A 23736-nucleotide genomic window follows, 5' to 3' on the forward strand; every position below is an offset into this window, starting at 1 on the left:
CGGATCTCGCGGGTCATGGCGCGGAAATCATCATCCCAGCTGCCCCAGTCCCGCAGCATCGCCTGTTTCACCGCAAAGGAGGTGGTCAGCGGCCCCGGCGTCAGCAAGTAGGGCTCCCCCAGCCGGGGCGGTTCAAGCGGCTCCGTCGCAACACTCATCTGCAATCTCCAAAAAGGATACCGCAGCCATCATTGCCCCCCGCAATTCCATATGTACAATTGTAAAAAACAATCCTTTCATAGGCAAAGCCTATGATCTTTGCAGGACAACCAAATGCGCAACGCCTGTCCGGCGCGGCGGGTGGAACGCCGCCGGGCGCGTAACGGAAAACGCCGCGCCGCCGGCCGCGGCAGACCTGCGGTCCGCTCTTGGTTCTGCCCTGTACTGGCGGCACCAGGATTTTATTTACCATAATGCCGATTATGCATTGCGAGACGCATTCATCGCTGCGTGCGCAAGCAACCGCGTCCCAGACGGGATCCGCTCCGATCAATAATTGACAAAATTAGTAAATTATCATACCCGCCGCGCTCGAAGGAGTTGCGGATGTTTTTTGACCTCGACAAATTGCGCGCTTTTGGCCCCCGGACCTGCCTTAGGGCGGCAGACGGAACAAAGCTGTCCTACGCCGGACTGGCCGATGCCGCAGCGCAGTTTGCTGCCCTGTTGCCGCAGGACCGGCAGCTGATTGCAGTTGAGGCCGCCGCAGATCCCGAGGCCATCACCGCCTATCTCGGCGTCCTAGCTGCAGGCCACGCCGTGATGCCGCTGCCCGCCGGGGAGGAGGCGACCGCCGCAAGGCTCGAGGAACGCTTCCGCCCCGCCGCCAGTTTCCGCCGCATTGCCGGCGTCTGGCAGCTCTTGGCCCATGCGCATGAGCCCGCAGCAATCCACACGGAGCTTGCACTGCTGCTGCAAACCTCCGGCAGCACCGGCCATGGCCGCGGTGTGCGGCTGTCGGGCACCGCCGTGGACGCCAATGCCCGCGCCATCGCGGACTACCTGGAGATCCGGCCCGAAGACCGCGCCGCGCTGATCCTGCCGCTGCATTACTCATATGGCCTGTCGGTGCTGCACTCGCATCTGGCCGCCGGCGCCAGTCTCTGGCTTGCGCCCGGCTCGGTGCTGGATGCCGGTTTCGCCGCCGCGCTGGAGGCTTCCGGCGCCACCAGCCTGGCCGGGGTGCCGCATCACTTCCGCCTGCTGGAGAGCGCGGGCCTGTCTCACGCGCTGCCGGAAAGCCTCAAGACCCTCACCGTCGCAGGCGGTGCCATGGAACCCGGGCAGGTCAGCGCCTGGACCAGCCGGATGCAGGCCCGCGCCGGGCGCTTCTTTGTCATGTACGGCCAGACCGAGGCCACTGCCCGGATCAGCTACTTGCCGCCGGAGCTGGCTTTGGCGAACCCAGGGTCGGCGGGCCGCGCCATTCCCGGCGGTCGCCTGCTGCTGCGCGATGCCGGCGGCAAGGAAATCACCACGCCCGAGGGTGAAGGCGAGCTGGTCTACCAGGGTCCGAACGTGATGATGGGCTATGCTGAAACCAGCGCCGATCTGGCCAAGGGCCCGGAGCTCAGCGAACTGGCGACCGGCGACCTGGCCCGGCGCGACGCAAACGGGCTCTATCACATCACCGGGCGGCTGTCGCGCATGTCCAAGATCGCGGGCCTGCGCATTGGCCACGACGCCATCGAACGCGCCTTGGCCGCCCAGGGGTATGAGGCCGCGGTCTGGGGCGATGACACCCGCATCTCAATTGCCGTTTGCGGGCCGGAGGATGGCATTGCCGCGCTGGCCGCCAAGCTGACTGGCGTCAGTCAGCAGCATTTCACTGTGCTGCCGCGCCAGTCCCTGCCGCGCCGCGCCAATGGCAAGATCGACTATCCGGCGCTCAAGGCGCAAACCGCGAAACCCGCGCCCGCCAAGGGCGTCTTGGCCGCCTTCCAGGCCGCCTTTGCGCCGCAGACCGTGGGCCGCAACGACAGCTTTGCCTCGCTCGGCGGCGACTCGCTGCGCCATGTGGAGCTGTCGCTGGCACTGGACGAGGCCCTGGGCGGCGCCCCCGCGGGCTGGGAAGAGATGCCGGTCAAGGACCTGGAGCAGGCCGCCCCGGCGCCCGCCGCCAGCCTGCCCTTTGACCTGGCCGCCCGGGTGGTTGCCATCCTGGCGGTGGTGGTCGCGCATCAGACCTTCTGGCCGGTCTTCGGCGGTGCCGCGGCGATGGTGATCCTGATGGGGATGAGCGTCGCAGGCTTCCGCTGGGACGCTCTGAAATCCGGGGACATGCGCAGTTTCTTCAAGCCCGTTGCTGCGGTGCTGATCCCCTATTACCTGATCCTGGCCGGCTATGCCGTGGCATGGGAGCAAGTGCCCTGGGTTTCACTCTTCCTGGCGGGCAACTTTGCCCTGACCGTTCCCGAAACCCATCTGATGCTGCCTTATCTCTACTGGTTCATCGAAGCCTATCTGCAGATAACCCTGCTGGTGGCGCTGCCGTTTGCCCTGCCGCCGGTGCGGCGCTGGCTGGTGCAGCAGGGCGCCTACCGCGCGGGCCTGTGCTTCCTGGCGTTTGCCGTTGCCATCCGCCTGGTGGCACCGGAAGTCTGGCAGATCGGCGGGCGGGGGCAGTTCACCGTGCCTTGGGTGTTCTACCTGTTTGCCCTCGGCTGGTGCATCACTGCCGCGGGTACGCTGGGGCAGCGGCTGCTGGTGCTGGCGGCGGCCTGCGTGATCATGCCCGCCGCCGCCTATCTCGGCGGCAACTGGTACGGCGGCTGGATCAAATACATGTGGCTCTTGGCGCTGATTGCCGGGCTGCTGTTTGCCACGCGCCTGCCGGTGCCGCGATTTGCCGCCCGCCCGGTGATGCGGCTGGCGCAGGCGGCCTTCCCGATCTACCTGCTGCACCGGTTTGTGCCGGAGCTGCTGATGCCGATGATCGGACTGGAGGGCCGCAGCCCGCTGAACGATGCGCTGGCGATCTTCGGCGGCATCGCCCTGGGCCTTGCTGCGGCCGCCCTGCAGCGCCAGCTGGTGCAGGCCTGGTCCAGCGCCCGCTCGCGCCGGCAAATGGCGATGACGCATGCTTAAGCATTAACAAGAAAAAGCGGAGGGCAGTGACCGTCCGCGGGCGGAAGCGAAGCGCCCGCCCAGGGGGGCGGACGGGCGCTGCCCGGCGTTCCGCCGGGCGGTACATACCTACCAGCCTTAAGCCAATGCCGCCACCGCCCGGCCAATCCGGGTCAGCGCCTCGCGCAGCTCCGCCTCAGACGTGGCATAGGAAATCCGGAAGTACGGCGAGATGCCAAAGGCGCGGCCCGGCACCACCGCCACATGGTGCTGGTCCAGCAGATAGGCGCAGAAATCCGCATCCGTCTCCAGCACCCTGCCTTCCGGCGTGCGCTTGCCCAGCACCCCTGCGCAGTTGGCAAAGGTATAGAACGCCCCCTCCGGCACCGGGCACGTGATCCCCTCCATGCCATTGAGCGCCTCCACCACCAGATCGCGCCGCGCCTGAAAACTGGCCCGGCGCTCTGCCAGCACCTCCTGCGGACCATTCAGCGCCGCCGCCGCGGCTGCCTGCGAAATCGACGAGGGATGCGAGGTCGATTGCGACTGCACCACTTTCATCGCGTCGATCAGCGCCTTCGGCCCGCCCGCATAACCCAGCCGCCAGCCGGTCATCGCATAGGCCTTGGAGACGCCATTGACCGTCAGCACCCGCTCCTTCAGCCGCGGCTCCACCTGCGCCGGGGTGGCAAACTCGAACCCGCCATAGGTGATGTGCTCATACATATCGTCCGCCATCAGCCAGACATCCGGGTGCCGCAGCAGCACTTCCAGCAGCGGTTGGTAATCCGCGGCGCTGTAGCCGGCGCCTGCCGGGTTCGAGGGCGAATTCAGCAGCAGCCAGCGGGTGCGCGGAGTGATCGCTTTCTCCAGCTTCTCCGCGGTCAGCCGGAAGCCGGTGCCGTCCCCGCAGGGCACCAGCACCGGCTCGCCGCCGGCAATGCGGATGATATCGGAATAGGAGGTCCAGTAGGGCGTGGGCACGATCACCTCATCGCCGGGGTTGAGGCTGGCCATGAAGGCATCGAACAGGATTTCCTTGGCGCCGGTGCCCGCGATGATCTCGTCCAGCGCATAGTCCAGCCCGTTGTCGCGCTTGAACTTGGCCTGCACCGCCTGCCGCAGCGCCAGCGTGCCGCCAAGCGGAGTGTACTTGGTCTCCCCCGCCCGCATCGCTGCCGCGGCGGCCTCCTTGATGTGCTCCGGCGTGTCGAAATCCGGCTCGCCTGCGCCCAGGATGATCACCGGCGCCCCCTGGCGCTTCATCTCCGCCGCCTTGGCGCCGATGGTGAGGATTTCGGAGACCTCAAGCGGGTCAAGACGGCGGGCGCGGCGGAATTCGGCCATGGCGGTGGCTCCCTGCTGGTTTGCTTCGCCAGCCAGCATGGAGCGAAAGCCATTCTCCGGAAAACCAGCCCTTTGCGACCCAACCTATTCCGGTTTGGCATCTATCGCCGAGGGCGGCGCCCGTCCGCGGGCGGAAGCGAAGTGCCCGCCGCCGTTTTGCCGGAGGCAAACCTTCGGTTTGACGGGGCGGACGGGCGCTGCCCGGCCTGTCGGCCGGGCGAAACACTTCAATCCGGCCTGGTCCGCAATTGCTTGCGCATCCAGCTTTCCAGCTTCTGCACCGCCTCCGGCACCGGCCCGTGCGGGCGCACCAGGTAATAGCGCTTGCGCGACTCCAGCGCGGGACCCGGGATCCGCAAGAGATCCCCCGCCGCAATCTCCCGCGCCACCATGTCATAGGGTACAATCGCCGCGCCCAGCCCCGCCGCTGCCGCCGCGATCACCATCGAGTGCTGGTCGAAATAGCGCCCGTCCTGCCGCGGCATGCCGGCCAGCCCGGCGCGTTCGAACCACTCCGCCCAGGCCCCCGCCCGGCTCTCCAGATGCAACAGCGGCGTCTGCGCCAGATTGGCGGCCAGCTCCAGCTGATGGGCGGCATAGAACCCCGGCGCGCAGACCGGCACCATCTCCTCCCCGAACAGCGGCGCCATATGGGTGCCGGGCCAGTTATCCAACCCGTAGTGCACCGCCAGGTCGAAATTCTCGCGGGCAAAATCAAACGGCTCCAGCCGGGTGGAGAAGCTCAGCTCCACCTCCGGGTGGCGGGTAAAGAAATCCGGCAGCCGCGGGATCAGCCAGAGGTTGGCAAAGGCCGGCAGCACCGCGATCCGCAGGGCCGAGCGCCCGGCCCCGGCGGCGGCGGCCTTTTGCAAGGTCGCCCGCAGTCCCGCCAGGTCCAGCTCCAGATCCGCCGCCAGCCCCTGCCCCGCGGGCGTCAGAACCACACCACGCCCAGCCCGCTGGAACAGGTCGAAGCCAAGGTCCGCCTCCAGCTCCTTCACCTTCTTGCTGACCGCGCTTTGGGTCAGCCCCAGCTCCTCGCCCGCGGCGGTAAAACTCTGGTGCCGCGCAGCGCTTTCGAAACAGCGCAGATGTGTCAGGCTTGGCAGGCGCATCTCAATCCTCCTCCAGCTGCGACAGCAGCCATTCGCGGAACTTGATCAGCGGATATTCCTCCGCGTGGTCCGCGGGCCACACCAGGAAATATTCGCCCAGGCTCACCGCAGCCCCCTCCATCGCCAGCGCCAGCCGGCCTTGGGCAATCTCATTCTCGGCCAGGAAATCCGGCAGCAAGGCCACCCCCAGCCCATGCACCGCCCCCTGCGTCATCGCTGATGACTGGTCAAACAGCATCCCCCGAAGCTTGGCCGCCGGCACATCATGCAGGTGAAACCACTGCTCCCAGCAGTCGGGATGGGTCTCCAGATGCAGCAGCGGATAGTCCAGCAGCGCCGCCGGGCTGGAAACCGGCCCGTCCATCAGCCCCGGCGCGCAGACCGGCAGCACATGTTTCGGCATCAAAGGCAGATACTCCACCCCCGGCCAGTCCCGCGTGCCGTAGTGGATCGCCGCCTGCGCGGTGCCCGCGTCAAAGCTGAACGGCAGATTGTGGGTGTGCAGGTTCACCGTGATACCAGGATGGGAGGCAGCGAATTCCTTCAGCCGCGGCGCCAGCCAATGCAGGCCAAAGGACGGCAGGATCGACAGGGTGAAGCTGCCCCCGTCCGGATTGGCCCTGAGTTTGACAGAGGCCTGCGCCAGCCGGGTCAGGATCATCCTCGCCTCCTTGGCAAAGCCCGTCCCCGCCGGCGTCAGCTGCATCCGCATCTGGTCGCGGGCAATCAGGTCCACCCCCATCTGCTCCTCCAGCTGCTTCAGCTGGCGGCTGATGGCGCTTTGCGTCAGCGACAGATCCTCCGCCGCGGCCGAGGCGCTCCCGAGCCGGTCCACCGCCTCCAGCGCCAGCAGCGACGGGATTGAGGGTAAAAAACGGCGCGGCGCAATCATATGATGATAACTCATGGGTGCAGGATTTACTTTCATTAGCAATCCGGCCCGCAAGGTGCAATTTCTATATCAGACCTACGCCCGGCGGGACTTTGCGGGAAACCAGCCTAAAGTTTTCCTCATGCCCTGCCCTCGCACCGAAAGGACGCTGATATGCCCCATTCCGACATCCTCGCCGCTGCCGGCCTGACCCAAGCCGAGCTGACCGGCGGCAGCCTGACTGTCACCACGCCGGTGGACGGCAGCGAAATTGCCCGGCTCAAGACCCACAGCACCGCCGAGGCCGAAGCGCAGATCGCCGCCGCCAAGTCCGCCTTCAAATCCTGGCGCCTGGTCCCGGCCCCGCGCCGCGGCGAGCTGGTGCGGCTATTGGGCGACGAGCTGCGCAAGGAAAAGGAAAACCTGGGCCGCCTCGTCACCCTGGAATGCGGCAAGATCTATCAGGAGGGGTTGGGCGAAGTGCAGGAGATGATCGACATCTGCGACTTTGCCGTGGGTCTCTCGCGCCAGCTTTATGGCCTCACCATCGCGTCTGAGCGCCCCGGCCACGCGATGCGCGAAACCTGGCACCCGATGGGCACCTGCGGCATCATCACCGCCTTCAACTTCCCCGTCGCGCCCTGGTGCTGGAACGCGGCGCTGGCGCTGGTCTGCGGCGACCCGGTGATCTGGAAACCGTCCGAGAAAACCCCGCTCACCGCGCTGGCGGTGCAGAAGATCTGCGAGCGCGCCATGGCGGCCTTTGGCGGGGACGCCCCCGAGGGCCTGATCCAGGTGCTGATCGGAGAGCGTGATCTGGGCGAGGTGCTGACCGCCTCCAAGGACGTTGCCATCATCTCCGCCACCGGCTCGGTGCCGATGGGCAAGGCGGTTGCGGCCGATATGTCCAAACGCCTGGGCCGCACCATTCTGGAGCTTGGCGGCAACAACGCGATGATCGTGGCCCCCTCCGCCGATCTGGAGATGGCCCTGCGCGCCATCGTGTTCTCCGCTGTCGGCACCGCCGGCCAGCGCTGCACCTCCCTGCGCCGCCTGATCGTGCACGAGGATATCTACGACCGGCTGATTCCGCGCCTGATCAAGGCTTATGAGGGCCTGCCCATCGGCGACCCGCTGGCCGAGGGCACCCTGGTCGGCCCGCTGATCGACCGCCACGCCATGGATTCGATGCTGCGGGCGCTGGAGCGCGCCCAGGGCGAAGGCGGCACCGTGCATGGCGGCGGCCGCGCCCTGACGGACAGCTTCGCCAACGCGGCCTATGTGCATCCCGCAATCGTCGAGATGCCCGCCCAGACGGAGATCATGCACACCGAAACCTTCGCGCCGATCCTCTATGTGGTGAAATACTCCGACCTGGATCAAGCCATTGAAATGCAGAACGAAGTGCCGCAAGGCCTGTCCTCCTGCATCTTCTCCACCGACGTGCGTGAAACCGAATATTTCCTCTCGGCAGCGGGCTCCGACTGCGGTATTGCCAACGTGAACATCGGCCCCTCCGGCGCTGAAATCGGCGGCGCGTTCGGGGGCGAGAAGGAGACGGGCGGCGGCCGCGAAAGCGGCTCTGACGCCTGGAAAGGGTACATGCGCCGGCAGACCAACACCGTGAACTACTCACGCGAGCTGCCGCTTGCTCAGGGGATCAAGTTTGACATCTGATCTGGCGTCCAGCCTCTGGCACCAAACCTGCCAGGAAAACCCCGCCTTCCCGGACCTCACCGGGGAGGCCGAGGCCGATCTGGTGGTGATCGGCGGCGGCTACACCGGCTGCGCGGCGGCTTTGAAGGCCGCGGAACTGGGCGCCTCGGTCCGCCTGATCGAGGCGGAGGTGATCGGCTGCGGCGGCTCCGGCCGCAACGTGGGGCTGGCAAATGCGGGCCTCTGGCTGCCGCCCGAAGACATCAACGCTGAGCTGGGGCCGGAGACCGGTAGCCGCCTCTCCTCCCTGCTGGCCGGCGCGCCCGGGATGGTGTTCTCGCTGATCGAAAAACACGCCATCCAATGCGAGCCGGAGCGCAGCGGCACCCTGCATTGCGCCCATGCGCCCGGCGGCCTGAAAGACCTGCAGCGCCGCCATGCCCAGCTCACCGCCATCGGCGCGCCGGTGGAGCTGCTGTCGCGCGAGGAAGCCATTCAGCGCACCGGTTCCGAAGCCGTGCACGGCGCCCTGTTCGATCCGCGCGCCGGGACCATCCAGCCGCTGGCCTACGTGCGCGGCCTCGCCCGTGCGGCCGCAAGCGCAGGCGCGCAGCTGCACAGCGGCACGCCGGCCACCGGCATCACCCGCAGCGGCGGCAGCTGGCAGGTCACTACCCCCAAGGGCAGCCTCCGCGCCAGGCATCTGATCATGGCCACCAACGCCTATGCCCGCGAAATCACCGGCTATGACGCGCCGCAAGTGATCCCGGTGCATTACTTCCAGGCCGCCACCGATCCGCTGCCCGCACCCCTGCTGGAGAAGATCCTGCCGGGCAAGGAAGGCTGCTGGGACACCGCGCTGGTGATGTCGTCCTGGCGGCTGGATCAGGCCGGGCGGCTGGTGATCGGCGGCATGGGCGCGCTCAACCATATCGGCAGCGCGCTGCACCGCAGCTGGCTGCCCCGTAAACTGGCCGCGCTATACCCCGAATTGCAGGACGCGAGGCTCCACAGCCACTGGCACGGCCGCATCGCCATGACCACCGAGCACCTGCCCAAGATTCTGGACCTGGACGGCGGTTTGGCCTGCTTCGGCTATTCCGGTCGCGGTATCGGCCCCGGCACCCTGTTCGGCACGGCCATGGCAGAGGCGTTGCTGAGCGGCGACCAATCCCGCCTGCCGGTGCCGCCGGTGCGCGATCACGCGATCCCCTTCGCGTCCTTGCGCAGCGCCTATTACGAGACCGGCGCCACGCTCACCCATCTGATCAGCGACAGATGAAAAAGGCGGGCCGCCCTGGCCCGCCCTGTTTCTTTAGCAGCCGGCAATCGCGGCACCGATCTCCTGCAGCAGCGCCGGGTAGAACTGCGGCCCCGGCTCCAGCTTGGCACCCAGCGGGTCCAGCACCGCGGTACCCGCACCGGTGCCGTCCAGCACCGTGGCAACCAGCCCCGGGTTGAATTGCGGTTCGGAGAACACGCAGGTCACCTTCAGATCCGCCACCACGTCACGCACCTCCGCAACCCGCGCCGGGCTGGGTTTGGCGGCGTCGCTGATCGAAATCGCACCTGCCGCGTTCAAGCCAAATCCGTGCTCGAAATACTGGTAGGCATCGTGGAACACGATGAACTGCTTGGCCCGGAACGGTTCCAGCTGGGCCGAGATGCTGGCCACAGCCTCTGCAATCTCCTGCTTGCCGGCTTCGGCATTGGCCTTGTAGGCGGCAGCATTGTCCGGGTCATGCTCTGCCAGTTCTTCGGCGATCACATCCAGCCAGGCCTGGGCATTGGCCGGCAGCAGCCAGGCATGCGGATCGGCGCCCTCGTGGCGGTGCCCATCCGCATCCGCGTGGTCCTCATGATCCGCGTGACCCTCATGACCTTCGGCGTGCTCTTCATGACCGTGGTCTGCGTGATCATCATGGCCGGCATGCGCATCCGCTTCGGCATGCTCCTCGTGACCATGGTCATCGTGGCCCTCATGCTCCTCATGCGCATGCGCCTCGAACCGTGCACCTTCGCGGAACGGCAGCACTGTTGTGCCCCCGGCTGCCAGCAGCTCAATCCGGTGCGCGCTGCCGGCCAGTTCCTCCAGCGGCCCCTCCAGCCAAGGGGTCAGCGGCGCGCCCAGCCAGAACACCACATCCGCCTGATCCAGCGCCTGCGCCTCAGAGGGGCGCATCGCATAGCCATGCGGCGAGGCCCCCGGCGGCACCACCAGGGCCGGCTCGCCCAGGCCCTGCATCACCCGCGCCACCAGCCCATGCACCGGCGCGATATCCGCCGCCACACGCGGCACCTCCGCGACGGCCGTCCCTGCGCCCGCCAGCAAAGCCGCCGCCGCTGCTCCACTCTTCCACATGCCAGCTCTCCGCATTTTTCGCCCCATGTAATCTTATAACATCACGCGGCTTGATAAACGTCATAACATAACATATCAAGAGGCAAATCCGCCGCCGCGCAGAAGGACCCCCGCATATGGATTCCATCGGTTTTGAGCCGCATGACCACAGCAGCTGCATTCACGACGGCATTGCGGCAGTGGACGCCCATTGCCGGGCGGAGGGGCTGCAATTCACCCCCGTGCGCCGCCGGGTGCTGGAGATCCTGCTGCAGGAACACCGCGCATTGGGGGCCTATGAAATCCTCGACCGCCTGCGCGAAGAAGGCCTCGGCTCGCAGCCGCCCGTTGCCTACAGGGCCTTGGATTTCCTGGTGAAAAACGGCTTCGCCCACAAGATCGAGCGGCTCAATGCCTTCATCGCCTGTTCCCACCCGGGCGAGACCCACGCGCCGGTCTTCCTGATCTGCCGCGCCTGCGATGCGGTGGCCGAGGCACAGCGCGAACCCACCCAGGGCCAGTTGGGCCAGGCCGCGCGCGAGGCCGGCTTTATGATCGAACGCGCGGTGATCGAGGCTGAGGGCCTGTGCCCCAAGTGCCAGAAAGCCGCCGCCGCATGAGTCTGATTGCCCTCGAAAACCTGTCGGTTCAGCACGGCGGCAATACGGTCCTGTCCGGCGTCAGCCTGGCGATCGAACCGGGTGAGATCGTCACCGTGGTCGGCCCCAACGGGTCCGGCAAGTCCACCCTCCTGCGCAGCGTCATCGGCGCCCAGAAGCCGTCGCGCGGCACCATCCGGCGCGCGACCGGGCTGCGCATCGGCTATGTGCCGCAAAAGCTGCATATTGACCCAACCCTGCCGCTGACCGTGCGCCGCTTCCTCAGCCTGCCGGAACGGGTGTCCGATGCCCGCGCCGCAGAGGCGCTGGAACAGGCCGGCGCCGGTGATCTGGCGGCGCGGCAGATGTCCGGCCTGTCCGGCGGCCAGTTCCAGCGGGTGCTGCTGGCGCGCGCGCTGCTCAGCAATCCGCAGCTGCTGATCCTGGATGAGGCCACCCAAGGCCTGGACCAGCCCGGCTCCGCCGCCTTTTACCAGCGGATCGAGAAGGTCCGCCAGGACCTCGGCTGCGCAGTGCTGATGGTCAGCCACGAGCTGCATGTGGTGATGGCGGCCTCGGACCGGGTGATTTGCCTCAACGGCCACGTCTGCTGCGAAGGCGCGCCGGAGCATGTCGCCACCGCGCCGGAATACCGCGCTTTGTTCGGCACAGGCACCCAGGGCGCCCTGGCGCTTTACCGGCATGAGCATAATCACAGCCACGATCACGACTGCGCCCACAACCATCATCACGAGGCGGCGGAATGACCCTGCTTGACGACTTCCTGATCCGCGCCGCGCTGGCGGGCATCGGCGTGGCGCTGGCCGCCGCGCCCTTGGGCTGTTTCGTGGTCTGGCGCCGGATGGCCTATTTCGGAGACGCCACCGCCCATGCCTCGATCCTTGGCGTGGCGCTGGCGCTCAGCTTTGATGTCTCGGTGTTTGCCGGGGTGCTGGCCACGGCGCTGGCGATGGCCACCACCGTCTCGGCGCTGGCCGGGCGCGGCTATGCGATGGACACGCTGCTGGGGGTGCTGGCGCATTCCTCGCTCGCCTTCGGCCTGGTCGCCGTCTCCTTTTTGCAAGGGGTGCGGATTGACCTGATGGCCTATCTGTTCGGCGATATCCTGGCGGTGGGCCGCGCCGATCTGGCAGTGATCTGGGGCGGCGCGGTGCTGGTGCTGGCACTCCTGTGGTGGCGCTGGTCGGCACTGCTGACCGCGACGCTGAACCCGGACCTGGCCCATGCCGCCGGCATCGATCCGCGGCGCGAGCAGATGGTGCTGACCATCGCGCTGGCGCTGGTGGTTGCGGTGGCCATCAAGGTGGTGGGGGTGCTGCTGATTGCGGCGATGCTGCTGATCCCGGCCGCCGCCGCCCGTCCCTTTGCCGCCACGCCGGAGCGGATGGCCGCCATTGCCGCCCTGCTGGGCATGCTGGCTGCCACCGGCGGGTTGCAGCTGGCCTTTGCGCTGGACACACCCGCCGGACCCAGCATTGTCTGCCTGGCCGCAGCGCTGTTTGCCGCCTCCAGCCTGACAGGGCTGCTGCTGCAGCACCGCCGCGGCTGACGCCCGCAACTGCTGCCTGCCTGTCGCGCGCCCTGATCCGGCCGGCCTGCCGGCCAGGACGCGGCGGGATCAGCTGCCGGTCTGCTGCAGATCCGGGCTGCCCGCCCATTTGCTGATCGCCTCGGTCAGCGCCTTCTTGTTAATCGGCTTACTCAGGAAGTCGTCCATCCCTGCCTGCAGGCATTTTTCCCGGTGGGTCTGCAGCGCATTGGCCGTCAGCGCCACGATCGGGCATTTGCCGCTGCCGGTCTCCGCCTCGATCCGGCGCATTTCGGCGGTGGCCTCGATCCCGTCCATTTCCGGCATCATCATGTCCATCAGCACAATGTCTGGCCGTTCGGCCCGGAAGCGGGCCACCGCCTCCACGCCATTGCCGGCAATGCTGATCACCAGCGGCGCGTCCTTCAGCATCTTGGTCACCACCATCTGGTTGGTGCGGTTGTCCTCCGCCAGCAGCACCTTCAGCCGCCGCCCCTGCGGATGCAGCTCCGCTGCCGGCCCCGCTGCTTCCGCCGGTCTTTGCTGCGGCCTGCTCAGCAGCCGGCTCATCACCTGGCGCAGCTGCACCGCCCGCACCGGCTTGAGCGCAAATTCGCAGGCGCCGATGGCCTCGCAGTCGCTGCGGCTCAGCGCGTTTTCGACCGAGGACAGGATGACCAGCGGCACGGTTTCAAAGCCCGGCATGGCCCTGATCCTGGCCGCCAGCTCCTGCCCGTCCATGGCAGGCATCTGGTAGTCCAGCAGGATGACATCAAACCGCCGCCCGTCCAGTTGCGCATCCGACAGGATTTCCAGCCCCTCATGCGCCGAGGCCGCCTGCGTGCAGGCCACGCCCCAGGTGCTCAGCCGCTCCGACAGGATCACCCGGTTCAGCTCCAGGTCATCGACCAGCAGCACGCTGAGCCCGGCAAAGCTGCGCCCGCCGCTGCCCTGCGCCGGCGCGGTCCTGGCACGGGCCTGCAGCGGGATCCGGATGGTGAACACAGATCCTTGGCCCGGGGTCGACTGCACCTCCACCGAACCGCCCATCAGCGCCAGCAGCCGCGCCGAGATCGCCAGCCCCAGGCCGGTGCCTTCGAAATTGCGGCTGGCCGCATTGTCGGCCTGCTCAAAGGCGCGGAAGATCCGGCTGATCCGGTCCCGCTCGATGCCGATCCCGGTATCGGTGACCTGCAGTTTTACCAGATGGCTGCCGTCCGGCTGCTGGCGGCCGGTCACTTCGATATAGACATAGCCTTCGCGGGTGAACTTGACGGCATTGCCCGCAACGTTGGTGATCACCTGGCGGATCCGCCCGGCATCACCTTCGAACAGTTCCGGCAGGCCGGGGTCATAGCGCATGGTGACCTCCACCCCCTTCTCTGCCGCCTTGGGCGACAGCAGGGTCACCACATCCTCGACCGCCGTCTGCAGGTTGAACGGCGCGCGGCGGATCTCCAGCTTGCCGGCCTCGATCTTGGAGAAATTGAGGATGTCGTTGATGATCGTCAGAAGCGCCGAGCCGGACTTGCCGATGGTCTCCGCGTACATCCGCTGGTCGTCGTCCAGCTCGGTTTCCTGCAGCAGCTCCGCCATGCCGATCACCCCGTTCATCGGGGTGCGGATCTCGTGGCTCATGTTGGCGAGGAATTCCGACTTGGCACGGTTGGCGATATCCGCGGCCTCGCGCGCCTGCTCCATCGCAAACTCGCGCTCGTCGCGCTCGGCAAAGGTTTCCTCCAGAACCCCGACCGAGAAATCCAGCGCCCGGAATTCCCGCGAGGCATACCAGGGCAGCGGCCGCAGCGGGCTGCGCAGCCCGGCAATCGCATCCGACATCCGCTTGTGGATCAACTGCAAGGGGCGCAGCGCCAGCACATGCACCAGCAGCAGCACCAGCAAAGACAGCGCCAGCACCGGCACCACCGTCCAGATGATGATCTGCCGCACCTTGGCCGCCACCAGCGCTTCGCCGTCGCGGGTCGACCATTTCACCAGCATGGTGCCAAAGGAGGCCCCCTCCAGCTCGATCGGCCGCTCATAGATCACCTGGCTGTCCTCCAGCGGCGCACCAGGGGCCTGGGCCGCGGCCAGCAGCTTGCCCGCCGGGCTGCGGATCTGGATCGACACGATCTGCGGATTGCGGGCGACCGCCTCGTAGAGGCCGGTTTCCAGCACCGGCACATCCTCCACAATGATCGCTTCCAGCATCAGCCCGCTCAGCAGCGATACCGTCAGGTCCGCCTGCTCGGCAAGGTGCTGCTCCAGCCGCTGCACCTCCTGGTGCTGTGCCAGATTGCCAACCGCAAAGCCAACCGCCGAAGCGGCCAGCAGCAGCGACAGCACGATCTGAAAGAGGATGCTTGTACGTTTCATAGCTTCAATGCAGCGCCTTTAGAATGCCAGGCTGCGCTCCATCGCCCGGCGGATGATGTCATAATCCTGATCGGTCCCCAGCAGGAACCCGTTCTTTGAAATCCGGCGCACAATCTCTTCGTTTTCCGAAGCCAGCATCACATTGCGCATCGCCTCCAGCACGTCTTCCGGCATCTCCGGCGACGCCAGCCAGGGCTTGGTCACATTGTCAAACGAGGCCAGCACCCGGATCGGCACCCCCTTGGCGACCAGCTTTTTATAAGTGCTCTCCTTCAGGGCGCCGGCGGAATACCTGCCTGCACCCACCGCCTCGCCGACCAGGTCATGGCGGCCGAGATAGGAGAATTCATGCAGGTCGGTGCTGCTGATGCCGGCCTCCAGCAGGTATTCCTGCGCCAGGTAGCGGCCGATGGTCGACAGTTCGTCGCCGAAGGCAAAGCTGAGGCCGGCCAGATCCTCCACCGACTGCACGCTGCTGTCCTTGTGCACCACGATCACGCCCTTGAACCGCTTGCCGCCGTTCTTGGATTCCATCGCGATGATCCGGATCTCCGGGTTTTCCTTCATCACATGCACATAGGACGCCGGGCCGAAACGGGCAAAATCCACCTCGCCGCTGGCCAGCTGGCGGATCCCCTCGCCGTATTCCTTGGCGATCTTCATGCGGATCGACACCGGCTCGCCCAGCTCTTCGCTCATCCGTCCGGACAGGAAGGACAGGAACGGCTGGTACTTTTTGACCGTTGAAGTAGGTTTATCCGCCGCATAGGTGCCGAAGACCAGCTCAATCCCGGCCAGGACCGGCCCCGGAAACCAAGCCGCAAGGCCTGCTGAAAGGACGGCCGCCGGTGCCGCCGTCCGCAGGCGTGTCAGGAAAAGCTTAATGATACCAATAGTCCACTCAAACACGTTCACGATTCTAGCCTCCTGACTGACATCGGCTGGCACAGCGGGCGGGCCTTTCCCCCTCGTTACATGCCACATGGTTAAGAATACAATGTTAACGCACCTGCAATTCTCTAAAAAATTTTGCGGTTCTTTTATTCTTCGTCCACTATATTAACGGTTCAGTAAGATTTTCCTAATCTTTTAGGCAAATTCGCCACAATTCAGAATGCCCGCACGAACTGGCTCAACAGGAAACGCCGTGAAGAATACCAGCTTGCCGCCCGAAACCTCCGGGGCCCACCGCCGCTCAGCGCAAATTACTGTGCTAACGACACTTTTCTCAGCACTCCCGGCCGCTGCCCTGGCCATCCCCTCGCCGGAGCTGGTGATTGGCTCGGTGTCTTCGCTGTCGCAGGTGCTGGCGGTTGGAATTGCCATGATTTCCGGTCTCGGCGCTGTCATTGCAGCAAAGCTTGGTTTTACCCCCAAACCGGGCAGCTCCCCGCGGCGATACCCGGTCAAGCTGATTTCGGTGCTGGTTCTGGCGGCCATGGCGCTGGCGGCTGGCAACTACTGGCAGTATTCCTCGCATGCGCAGGCCGAGCTGGCAAGGCTGCAGGCCACATTGACCCGGCCGGCGCAGTTTGACGGCACCACCATCAAGGATGCCACCCTCAAGGAGACCAGCTTCTCCAAGCAGGAGAACCATCCGCTGGCGATGAGCACGGCGGACGCGGCGGCGGCGCTGGAGGATGGCTCCACCATCTTCTACGACATCCGCGAAACCGGCGAGAACGCCATGGGCACCCTGCCCGGCGCCACCCATATCCGCTTCCCGGACTTCCTGGAGACCCGCCCGGTGCAGCCGGGGCAGAAGGTCGTGCTGTTCTGCCACAATGGTAACCGCAGCTCGGAAACCTGCGCCAAGCTGGCGGCGATGGGCATCGACTGCAGCTTCATCGCCGGCGGCATCGAGAAATGGATCGTCGAGGGGCGCGAGTTTTCCGACAAGGATGTGAAGACCCTCTCCGACCTGCGTGCGATCCCGGAATACCCGGGCAGGGACGTGCTGCTCAGCACCGACGACTTCAAGACCCTGCTGACCACCGAGGACCTGCAGATCGTCGACACCCGCTACCCCGGCGATTTCGAAGCGGGCCACTTGCCCGGCGCCATCAACATCCCGATCCGCAAGATGACCACCGCCGACCTGATGGACCGCATCGCGGAGCTGGACCCGAACAAACCCACCATCGCCGCCTGCTATGACCGCCGCAGCTGCTTCATGAGCCAGGTGCTGGGTCTGGAGCTGTCGCAGCAGGGCATCGATTTCCTGGGCCGCTACACCCTGCCGTGGGAGTATTTCGTCGCGCCCAAGCCGAAACCGCATGTGCAGGAGTGGCTGGCAGACCAGCAGACCGGCCTGTGGGACCAGGCGATCTCGGCCCTGGCAGCCGCCTTGCTGTGGGTGCATGAGCGCAGCCATATCCTGCTGGGCCTGCTGGCGCTGTCCATCGCGACCCGCCTCCTGGTGCTGCCGGTGGCGCTGAAATCAGAACGCGACCAGATCATCACCAATGAAACCGCGGATGAGATGAAGGCGCTGAAAGAAAAACTGGCCCATGACCCGGTGCGCAAGGCACGCGCGGTGCAAGCGTTCTACGCCGACAAGGGCCTGACCCCGATGAAGAACCTCACCGCGCTATTGTTCCTGCCGGTGATGATGCTGGGCGTCTCCGCGGCTCAAGAAGCCAGCGCCTCGCTGCAAACCCCGTTCCTGTGGATGGCTGACCTCGGCGCCGCTGACCCGCTGTTCATCCTGCCGGTGCTGTTCTGCGCGCTCGCTGCCGTCTACCTGCTGTGGGCCGTGGCCAAGACCCCGCGCCAGAAAACGCTGTGGATGGTGCTCGGCATGCCTGCGCTCTTTGCGATGGTGTTCACCCTGACAGCCGCCGCAAACGCCTATCTCTGCTTCAGCCTGACGCTGCTACTGGTGCAGCGCGCCTACGTCACCGGCATGCACCGCAAGCTGGGCGAAGCACTGTCCCTGCGCGCCCACAAGCGCCGCCTCGCCAAACTGCCGCGCGGCGTGATCCCGATGGGCTACACCGAGGAGCTGGAGCACGCCGGAAACAAGGCGCTGCGCCTGTCGATCCTGCGCAACGCAGGCCTGCCGGTGCCCGGCGGCGTGATCGTGCGCTCCGATGCGATCCACGATTACCGCGAAATGTCCGAGGCCAGGAAAGACGCCTTTGCAGCACAGGTCTTTGCCCTTGCAGGCGGCAAACCGGTTGCCGTGCGCTCCTCCGCCAGCAACGAGGACGGCCACGACCAGAGCTTTGCCGGCGTCTTTGAATCGGTGCTGGACGTGACCGCAGAGACCATGCGCGCCGCGCTGGACGAGGTGGTGGAAAGCTTCTCCTCAGAACGCGCCGCCAGCTACTCCAGCGAGGGCGACAGCACCGACCAAGGCAATATCGTGGTGCAGGAGATGGTGCAGGCGGAATACGCAGGCGTCCTGTTCACCCAGGACCCGATGGCGCCCGGCATGGCGATGATCGAATGGGTCGAAGGCTGCGGCGAGGATCTGGTGTCCGGCCGCGTCACCCCGACGTCCTTGCGCTTTGGCCGCTACACCGGCCTGCCCGCGGCGCAAGACCAGGACCAGACCCTGGACATGGCGCCGCTGCTGGCCCTCGGGCGTCAGATCGAGCAGACCTTCGGCTGCCCGCAGGACGTCGAATGGGCCTATGCAAACGGCCAGTTCCAGATCGTGCAAAGCCGCGACATCACCACGCTGTCCTTGGGCACCGAGCGGGAACAGACCCGCCTGGCAGAATGGCGCGACCTGCTGGACCGCTACGCGGACGCAGACCCGGATCAGGCCATTCTGGAACAGGACGAAATGTCCGAGGTCCTGCCCCGCCCCACCCCGCTCTCCTTCTCGCTGATGAGCGAGCTGTGGGCACCGGGCGGCAGCGTTGACCTGGCCTGCCGCGAATTGGGCGTGCCCTACGGCCTGCCCGAGGGGCGCGACGGCCATCTGGTCAACCTGTTCGGCAAGACCTACGTCGATGTGGCGCTGAAACAGGGCATGACCCTGAAACTCACCGCCGCCAAGGCCAAGCAGCTGCGGAAGCAGGCGCATCCGATGATCACCCGCTTCCGCGGCCAGGTGATGCCGGAGCTGCGCAACAAGCTGGCGATCTGGAAGGCGGTGGATTACGCCGCCCTGCCCCAGGACAAGCTCCTGGAGGCGATCTCCACCCTCAAGGACATGTTCATCCGCGAGGTCTATCTGGAGGCCGAGAAGATCAACATCCTGGCGGGCTTCACCATGGGCGAGGCTGGCGCTGCTGCGGCCGGCGACCCGGCGCTGCGCGCCCACCTGATGCACGCGGAACTGCCCAACGCGCCTTCCGGCCTGCTGGCCTCCTGCACCGGCAAGGACGCCCAGGCCCGCGCCATGCAGCTGATGGGCCACCGCTCGATCTTCGACTACGAGCTCAGCTCGCCCCGCTATGCCGAGGCACCGGCACTGCTGAACTCCCTGCTCGACAGTTCGGTGGAGCCGATCGGCCAGGTGCCGGTCCCGGCCAACCTGCCGGATGAGCTGGACGATACCATCGGCATCGCCATCGCCTATCAGGACCTCAAGGAACAGGCCAAGCACGAGGCGCTGCGCGTCGTCGCCGAACTGCGCCGCGCCCTCATGGCACTTGGCCAGACCAGCGGGCTGGAGGATCTGGTGTTCAGCCTGACCTTCGAGGAGGTCCTCTCCGGCGACTGGTCCGCACCAGCCCGGCTGCGCGATCTGGCCGAGGCGCGCGCCGCCAAGGAAGCCCTGCGCAAGAAATCCGCGCCCACCGATGTCAGCCTCACCCTGCGCGACTGCGAGCTCTTGTCGCTCGGCGCCCAGGCCCAGACGGGCGACGGCACCATGGGCGGCACCTGCGTCGCGGGCAGCGGCAGCGCCACCGCCCGGGTGTTCTGGATGGAGGACGACAGCTGCATCGACCCCGCCGCCTTCGCAGACTTCCAGGACGGCGACATCCTGGTCTGCCGCATGGTCAACCCAGCCTGGCTGCCGTGGGTCCAGCGCTCCGGCGCGGTGCTGTCCGAGGTCGGCGGCTGGCTCAGCCACATGGCCATCGTCGCCCGCGAAAAGGACGTGCTGATGCTGGTCGCCTGCAAGGGCCTCGACAGCCTGAGCCACGGCGAGCGGATCACGGTCAGCGAAGACGGCAGCATCCTGCCGCTGGAGGAGAAAGGCCTCAAGGTGGTGTCCGCCTGATCACGGCAAGTAAACTGAATGCAGAACACCCGCCGCCCGGTGCAGCGGGTGTTTTTGTGCTGAACATCAGGGCCGCGCCCGACCCTGGGTGGGTGCGAATGCGCCCTCCCGGGGGGAGGGTCGGGCGCGGGCCGGGCCTTTAGCCCGTGCCAAAGGGTTTAACTCCAGCTCTTGTGCTCATGGCAAAGATTGCCATATCCTGTTGCGGCGAAAGGAGCCCGCCCATGGCCACCATGAACGTATCCCTGCCGGACCAGATGAAGGACTGGGTCGAGGAACAGGCCCGCACCGGCACCTATGCCAATTCCAGCGACTATGTCCGCGACCTGATCCGCCGCGACCAGGCCCGTGCCACCGCCATTGCCGAGCTGCAGACCGCCATCGACGCAGGCCTGGCCAGCGGCCCGGCAGAGGCGCTGACGGCGCAGGACTTCAAGGCCGCCATGCGCCGCAATGGCTGAGGCACGCTGGCGGATCCGCCCCGCCGCCCGCGCCGATCTCGCCGCCATCTGGCGGTATGGCCTGGAAACCTGGGGCGAGGCGCAGGCGGACGCCTATGCCGACAGCCTGTTTGCCCTGTTCGGCCTGCTGGCGGACTTCCCGGAACTGGCCCGAGAACGCCCGGAATTCACCCCGCCCGTCCGCATCCACCCGTCGAGCGCGCATCTGGTGATCTACCGGCTGGAGCAGGGCCGCCCCGGCATCATCCGCATCCTGCACGCCCGCCAGGACCTGATGGCCTTCCTGTCCGAGTAGGGTGGGCAATCTGCCCGCCATTCCCGGGCCGCGTCAAAACACCCGTTCCACCCTTGCCATTTTCCGCACATCTGCTCTGATGCGGCACATGGACCCGCATCTCGACCCCCGGAAAACCGCCCGGCTGATCCAGCACCTCAAGGACCAGATGGACACCCTGCCGCCCAAGCTGAAAGCGGCGGCGAAATACGTGATCGACAACCCCGGCGACTTCGGCCTCGATACCGTGCGCACCTCGGCCGAGAGGACCGGCATCAGCGCCAACGGCTTTGTCCGCCTTGCCCAGCACCTAGGCTATGACACGTTCGAGGCCTTCCGCGCCCCCTTCCGCGCCGCCCTCACCACCACGCATGAGGCCGACCTCGGCCAGGACTGGCTGGAGCGCATGGGCACCGAAGGCCCCGCCGGCGCGCTGCAAGCCGCTGCCGCCCGCAACCAGCTCAACATCACTTCCCGCTCGCTGCGGCTGATGACGGCCGAACGGACGCAGGCCATCGTGGACACGCTGCTGTCCGCGCGCCGCAGCTATGTCACCGCCACCCGCTCCTCTTACGCGCTGGCCTATTACTTCCACTACGTCGGCCGGATGGCGCTGCCGGGGCTGGAGCTGGTGCCCCGCCACATGGGCGCCGCGCTGGACGATCTTCTGGACATCGGCCCCGGGGACTGCCTGATCGCCGTCACCTTCGCCCCCTACTCCGCCGGCACCATCCAGGCGCTGCGGCTGGCGGGCGAACGCGGCGCATCGGTGATCCTGATTTCCGACAGCGAGGTCATTGCGCCCGGCATCCGCACCGATCACGTGCTGGCGGTGGCCGCCAACTCGCTGCACCCGTTCGGCGCCATCGGCGGCGCAATGGCGGTGCTGGAATGCCTGCTCACCCATCTGATCGACGCCGGCGGCGAGGACGCCCGGCGGCGGATCGAGGCCTATGACGCCCTGCGCCAGGACAGCGGCGCCTATTGGAGCGGCCCGAAACTGCCGCGGGTGGGGGGCTGACCCCCCTGCCCCGCGCCCTCAGACATCCCCGTCAATGAACGGGTTCTGCGCCTCATATTCATCCCGTGTGACCCGCTTGTGATCGCCCTCCAGCCGCACCGCCGCCATCGCCCGGTCGGCATAGATCTCCGACCGCAGCGGCCAGTCCAGCGCCGCGTCAAACAGCCCCGGCATCAGGTCATAGGCAGTGTTTTCCCCGTCCGTGTCCCGCATCCACAGATGCGACCCGCAGGTGCTGCAAAAGGCCCGCTCGGCAAAAGCGGTGGAGTGATAGCGGGTCACCGGCCCCTCAACCGTCACCGCCTCCGCAGCCGCCCCGAAACACAGGAACAGACCGCCGGTCCAGCGCTGGCACATGCGGCAATGGCAGGCGCCGGACCGCGGGTCATGCGCTCCCTCAACTTGGATCTTCACCGCGCCGCACAGGCAGCGGCCTTCCAGAACGTCACTCATCACAGACCTCCTTGCCAATACGCCAAGGCTACAGCAATTCAGGTCTCAAAGGGAGGTTTCGCCCGGGTTAGAGCCGCAAATCCGCCTCTTCCGGCGCCAGCACGTATTTCAGGTCATAGACCAGCGCGCCCTCTGACCCCAAGGCGCGGACCGCTTCTGCCCCCATCTCCCGGAACTCCGAATGCGCGACCGCCAGCACAACCCCGGCATAGGCCCCCTGCCCCGGCTCCGGCACCAGCGAAATCCCGTATTCCTCCTGCGCCTCTGCCGCATCGGCATGGGGATCGAACACATCCACCGCCGCGCCGTATTCCTCAAGGCTGCGCACCACGTCTATCACCCGCGTGTTGCGCAGGTCCGGGCAGTTCTCCTTGAACGTCAGCCCCATCACCAGCACCCGCGCGCCGGCCACCGGCAGGCCGCGCTTCAGCATTGCCTTGACCATCTCGCCGGCCACATAGGCACCCATGCCGTCATTCAGCCGCCGCCCGGCCAGCAGGATCTCCGGATGATAGCCCAGCTGCTCCGCCTTGTGGGTCAGGTAATAGGGGTCCACCCCGATGCAGTGCCCGCCCACCAGACCGGGGCGGAACGGCAGGAAATTCCACTTGGTGCCGGCGGCTTCCAGAACCGCCTGGGTGTCGATCCCCATCCTGTTGAAGATCTTGGCCAGCTCATTCACCAGCGCGATATTGATATCCCGCTGGCTGTTCTCGATCACCTTGGCCGCCTCCGCCACCCGGATGCTCGCGGCCTTGTGGGTGCCCGCCGAGACCACCTCGCGGTACAGCGCATCCACCCGCTCCGCCACCTCGGGCGTCGAGCCGGAGGTGACCTTGACGATATCCTTCAGCCTGCGCGCCTTGTCGCCGGGGTTGATCCGTTCCGGACTGTAGCCGGCAAAGAAGTCCCGGTTGAACGTCAGACCCGAGCGCGCCTCCAGAACCGGCACGCAGTCTTCCTCGGTGGCGCCGGGATAGACGGTGGATTCATAGATCACCAGATCGCCCGGCTTCAGCACCCCGCCGACGATGGCCGAGGCCGACAGCAAGGGGCTCAGGTCCGGCGTGTGATTGGCATCCACCGGGGTCGGCACGGTGACAATGTAAATCGAACACTCCGCAATCTCTGCCGGGTCCGAGGTGAACTTCAGGAACTCCGCCGCCGCCAGGTCCTGCGGCTCCAGCTCGCGGGTGCGGTCCTCGCCCCGGCGCAGCTCGGCGATGCGGCCCGGATCGATGTCAAACCCGATGACCTCCCGGTGCTGCCCGAACGCCGCCGCCAGCGGCAGCCCCACATAGCCAAGGCCAATGACACAGATCCTGTCCTGCACACCGCTCATTCCGGGCTGCTCCTTGTTTCCGCGGGGCTTTCCGGCCAGGCCCCCTGCCCGCCCACATAAGCCCCTGCCGCCCAGGGGTTCAA

18 protein-coding genes are annotated in these 23736 nt (G+C 66.5%); 10 read left to right on the top strand and 8 right to left on the bottom strand.

The window, feature by feature from the left end; all coding sequences use genetic code 11:
* Positions 1-546 precede the first annotated feature (546 nt).
* Positions 547-3087 (top strand): AMP-binding protein, encoded by a 2541-nt coding sequence (locus ACFMBG_RS20160; protein ID WP_421056469.1) that lies wholly within the window; start codon positions 547-549, stop codon positions 3085-3087.
* Positions 3088-3204: 117 nt separating this feature from the next.
* Here the strand turns inward: ACFMBG_RS20160 and ACFMBG_RS20165 are convergent, their stop codons facing one another.
* The 3 genes from ACFMBG_RS20165 to ACFMBG_RS20175 form a co-directional block, all read right to left on the bottom strand.
* Positions 3205-4413, bottom strand: coding sequence for a pyridoxal phosphate-dependent aminotransferase (locus tag ACFMBG_RS20165; RefSeq protein ID WP_421056470.1), 1209 nt, complete (start codon positions 4411-4413; stop codon positions 3205-3207).
* Between the two features lie 227 nt (positions 4414-4640).
* On the bottom strand, positions 4641-5528 hold the full coding sequence (locus tag ACFMBG_RS20170) for a LysR substrate-binding domain-containing protein (RefSeq protein ID WP_421056471.1): 888 nt from the start codon (positions 5526-5528) through the stop codon (positions 4641-4643).
* 1 nt (position 5529) lies between these two features.
* The gene (locus ACFMBG_RS20175; RefSeq protein ID WP_421056472.1) at positions 5530-6435 is read right to left on the bottom strand and encodes a LysR substrate-binding domain-containing protein; all 906 of its coding nucleotides are present in this window, start codon (positions 6433-6435) and stop codon (positions 5530-5532) included.
* Positions 6436-6573: 138 nt separating this feature from the next.
* On the opposite strand from ACFMBG_RS20175, the gene amaB reads away from it, so the two are divergent.
* Both amaB and ACFMBG_RS20185 read left to right on the top strand, forming a co-directional pair.
* Positions 6574-8076, top strand: coding sequence for an L-piperidine-6-carboxylate dehydrogenase (gene amaB, locus ACFMBG_RS20180; RefSeq protein WP_421056473.1), 1503 nt, complete (start codon positions 6574-6576; stop codon positions 8074-8076).
* A complete protein-coding gene (locus ACFMBG_RS20185) occupies positions 8066-9337 on the top strand; it encodes an NAD(P)/FAD-dependent oxidoreductase (RefSeq protein WP_421056474.1) in 1272 nt (423 codons plus the stop codon). The genes amaB and ACFMBG_RS20185 overlap by 11 nt, the downstream gene beginning before the upstream one ends.
* 33 nt (positions 9338-9370) lie before the next feature.
* On the opposite strand, the gene ACFMBG_RS20190 is transcribed toward ACFMBG_RS20185, so the two are convergent.
* Positions 9371-10417, bottom strand: coding sequence for a metal ABC transporter solute-binding protein, Zn/Mn family (locus tag ACFMBG_RS20190; RefSeq protein ID WP_421056475.1), 1047 nt, complete (start codon positions 10415-10417; stop codon positions 9371-9373).
* 116 nt (positions 10418-10533) lie between these two features.
* Here ACFMBG_RS20190 and ACFMBG_RS20195 point away from each other — a divergent pair, with 116 nt between their 5' ends.
* From ACFMBG_RS20195 to ACFMBG_RS20205, 3 genes are read left to right on the top strand one after another with little or no spacing between them, the layout of a single operon-like run.
* Positions 10534-11016, top strand: a complete 483-nt coding sequence (locus ACFMBG_RS20195) for a Fur family transcriptional regulator (protein WP_421056476.1) — start codon at positions 10534-10536, stop codon at positions 11014-11016.
* A complete protein-coding gene (gene znuC, locus ACFMBG_RS20200; RefSeq protein WP_421056477.1) occupies positions 11013-11762 on the top strand; it encodes a zinc ABC transporter ATP-binding protein ZnuC in 750 nt (249 codons plus the stop codon). The genes ACFMBG_RS20195 and znuC overlap by 4 nt, the downstream gene beginning before the upstream one ends.
* Positions 11759-12565, top strand: coding sequence for a metal ABC transporter permease (locus ACFMBG_RS20205; protein ID WP_421056478.1), 807 nt, complete (start codon positions 11759-11761; stop codon positions 12563-12565). Before znuC ends, ACFMBG_RS20205 begins: the two co-directional genes overlap by 4 nt.
* A gap of 69 nt (positions 12566-12634) precedes the next feature.
* Here the strand turns inward: ACFMBG_RS20205 and ACFMBG_RS20210 are convergent, their stop codons facing one another.
* Entirely contained in the window at positions 12635-14920 is a 2286-nt protein-coding gene (locus ACFMBG_RS20210) for a response regulator (protein WP_421056479.1), read from the bottom strand.
* 18 nt (positions 14921-14938) lie between these two features.
* Positions 14939-15835: a PhnD/SsuA/transferrin family substrate-binding protein gene (locus tag ACFMBG_RS20215; protein WP_421056480.1), complete on the bottom strand. Its 897-nt coding sequence runs from the start codon at positions 15833-15835 to the stop codon at positions 14939-14941.
* 199 nt (positions 15836-16034) lie between these two features.
* Here ACFMBG_RS20215 and ACFMBG_RS20220 point away from each other — a divergent pair, with 199 nt between their 5' ends.
* The 4 genes from ACFMBG_RS20220 (at position 16035) to ACFMBG_RS20235 (ending at position 21858) form a co-directional block, all read left to right on the top strand.
* The gene (locus ACFMBG_RS20220; RefSeq protein ID WP_421056481.1) at positions 16035-20102 is read left to right on the top strand and encodes a PEP/pyruvate-binding domain-containing protein; all 4068 of its coding nucleotides are present in this window, start codon (positions 16035-16037) and stop codon (positions 20100-20102) included.
* 224 nt (positions 20103-20326) lie between these two features.
* A complete protein-coding gene (locus ACFMBG_RS20225; protein ID WP_421056482.1) occupies positions 20327-20563 on the top strand; it encodes a type II toxin-antitoxin system ParD family antitoxin in 237 nt (78 codons plus the stop codon).
* Complete coding sequence (locus ACFMBG_RS20230; protein ID WP_421056483.1) at positions 20556-20858, top strand: type II toxin-antitoxin system RelE/ParE family toxin; 303 nt, start codon at positions 20556-20558, stop codon at positions 20856-20858. Before ACFMBG_RS20225 ends, ACFMBG_RS20230 begins: the two co-directional genes overlap by 8 nt.
* An 88-nt stretch (positions 20859-20946) precedes the next feature.
* Positions 20947-21858 (top strand): MurR/RpiR family transcriptional regulator, encoded by a 912-nt coding sequence (locus tag ACFMBG_RS20235; protein ID WP_421056484.1) that lies wholly within the window; start codon positions 20947-20949, stop codon positions 21856-21858.
* Positions 21859-21876: 18 nt separating this feature from the next.
* Here the strand turns inward: ACFMBG_RS20235 and ACFMBG_RS20240 are convergent, their stop codons facing one another.
* A complete protein-coding gene (locus tag ACFMBG_RS20240) occupies positions 21877-22311 on the bottom strand; it encodes a GFA family protein (protein ID WP_421056485.1) in 435 nt (144 codons plus the stop codon).
* Between the two features lie 67 nt (positions 22312-22378).
* Positions 22379-23653, bottom strand: coding sequence for a Vi polysaccharide biosynthesis UDP-N-acetylglucosamine C-6 dehydrogenase TviB (tviB, locus tag ACFMBG_RS20245; RefSeq protein WP_421056486.1), 1275 nt, complete (start codon positions 23651-23653; stop codon positions 22379-22381).
* Positions 23654-23736 lie beyond the last annotated feature (83 nt).

The organism is Leisingera coralii (assembly GCF_049056525.1).
Taxonomy (GTDB): domain Bacteria; phylum Pseudomonadota; class Alphaproteobacteria; order Rhodobacterales; family Rhodobacteraceae; genus Leisingera; species Leisingera coralii.

Excerpts from the sequence above, each read along its gene's own strand:
- ACFMBG_RS20190 (WP_421056475.1), bottom strand. The coding sequence starts at position 10,417 with ATGTGGAAGAGTGGAGCAGCGGCGGCGGCTTTGCTGGCGGGCGCAGGG.
- ACFMBG_RS20195 (WP_421056476.1), top strand. The coding sequence starts at position 10,534 with ATGGATTCCATCGGTTTTGAGCCGCATGACCACAGCAGCTGCATTCAC.
- znuC (WP_421056477.1), top strand. The coding sequence starts at position 11,013 with ATGAGTCTGATTGCCCTCGAAAACCTGTCGGTTCAGCACGGCGGCAAT.
- ACFMBG_RS20175 (WP_421056472.1), bottom strand. The coding sequence starts at position 6,435 with ATGAGTTATCATCATATGATTGCGCCGCGCCGTTTTTTACCCTCAATC.
- amaB (WP_421056473.1), top strand. The coding sequence starts at position 6,574 with ATGCCCCATTCCGACATCCTCGCCGCTGCCGGCCTGACCCAAGCCGAG.
- ACFMBG_RS20170 (WP_421056471.1), bottom strand. The coding sequence starts at position 5,528 with ATGCGCCTGCCAAGCCTGACACATCTGCGCTGTTTCGAAAGCGCTGCG.
- ACFMBG_RS20240 (WP_421056485.1), bottom strand. The coding sequence starts at position 22,311 with ATGAGTGACGTTCTGGAAGGCCGCTGCCTGTGCGGCGCGGTGAAGATC.
- ACFMBG_RS20210 (WP_421056479.1), bottom strand. The coding sequence starts at position 14,920 with ATGAAACGTACAAGCATCCTCTTTCAGATCGTGCTGTCGCTGCTGCTG.
- ACFMBG_RS20230 (WP_421056483.1), top strand. The coding sequence starts at position 20,556 with ATGGCTGAGGCACGCTGGCGGATCCGCCCCGCCGCCCGCGCCGATCTC.
- ACFMBG_RS20220 (WP_421056481.1), top strand. The coding sequence starts at position 16,035 with ATGCCCGCACGAACTGGCTCAACAGGAAACGCCGTGAAGAATACCAGC.
- ACFMBG_RS20205 (WP_421056478.1), top strand. The coding sequence starts at position 11,759 with ATGACCCTGCTTGACGACTTCCTGATCCGCGCCGCGCTGGCGGGCATC.
- tviB (WP_421056486.1), bottom strand. The coding sequence starts at position 23,653 with ATGAGCGGTGTGCAGGACAGGATCTGTGTCATTGGCCTTGGCTATGTG.
- ACFMBG_RS20235 (WP_421056484.1), top strand. The coding sequence starts at position 20,947 with ATGGACCCGCATCTCGACCCCCGGAAAACCGCCCGGCTGATCCAGCAC.
- ACFMBG_RS20225 (WP_421056482.1), top strand. The coding sequence starts at position 20,327 with ATGGCCACCATGAACGTATCCCTGCCGGACCAGATGAAGGACTGGGTC.
- ACFMBG_RS20160 (WP_421056469.1), top strand. The coding sequence starts at position 547 with ATGTTTTTTGACCTCGACAAATTGCGCGCTTTTGGCCCCCGGACCTGC.
- ACFMBG_RS20165 (WP_421056470.1), bottom strand. The coding sequence starts at position 4,413 with ATGGCCGAATTCCGCCGCGCCCGCCGTCTTGACCCGCTTGAGGTCTCC.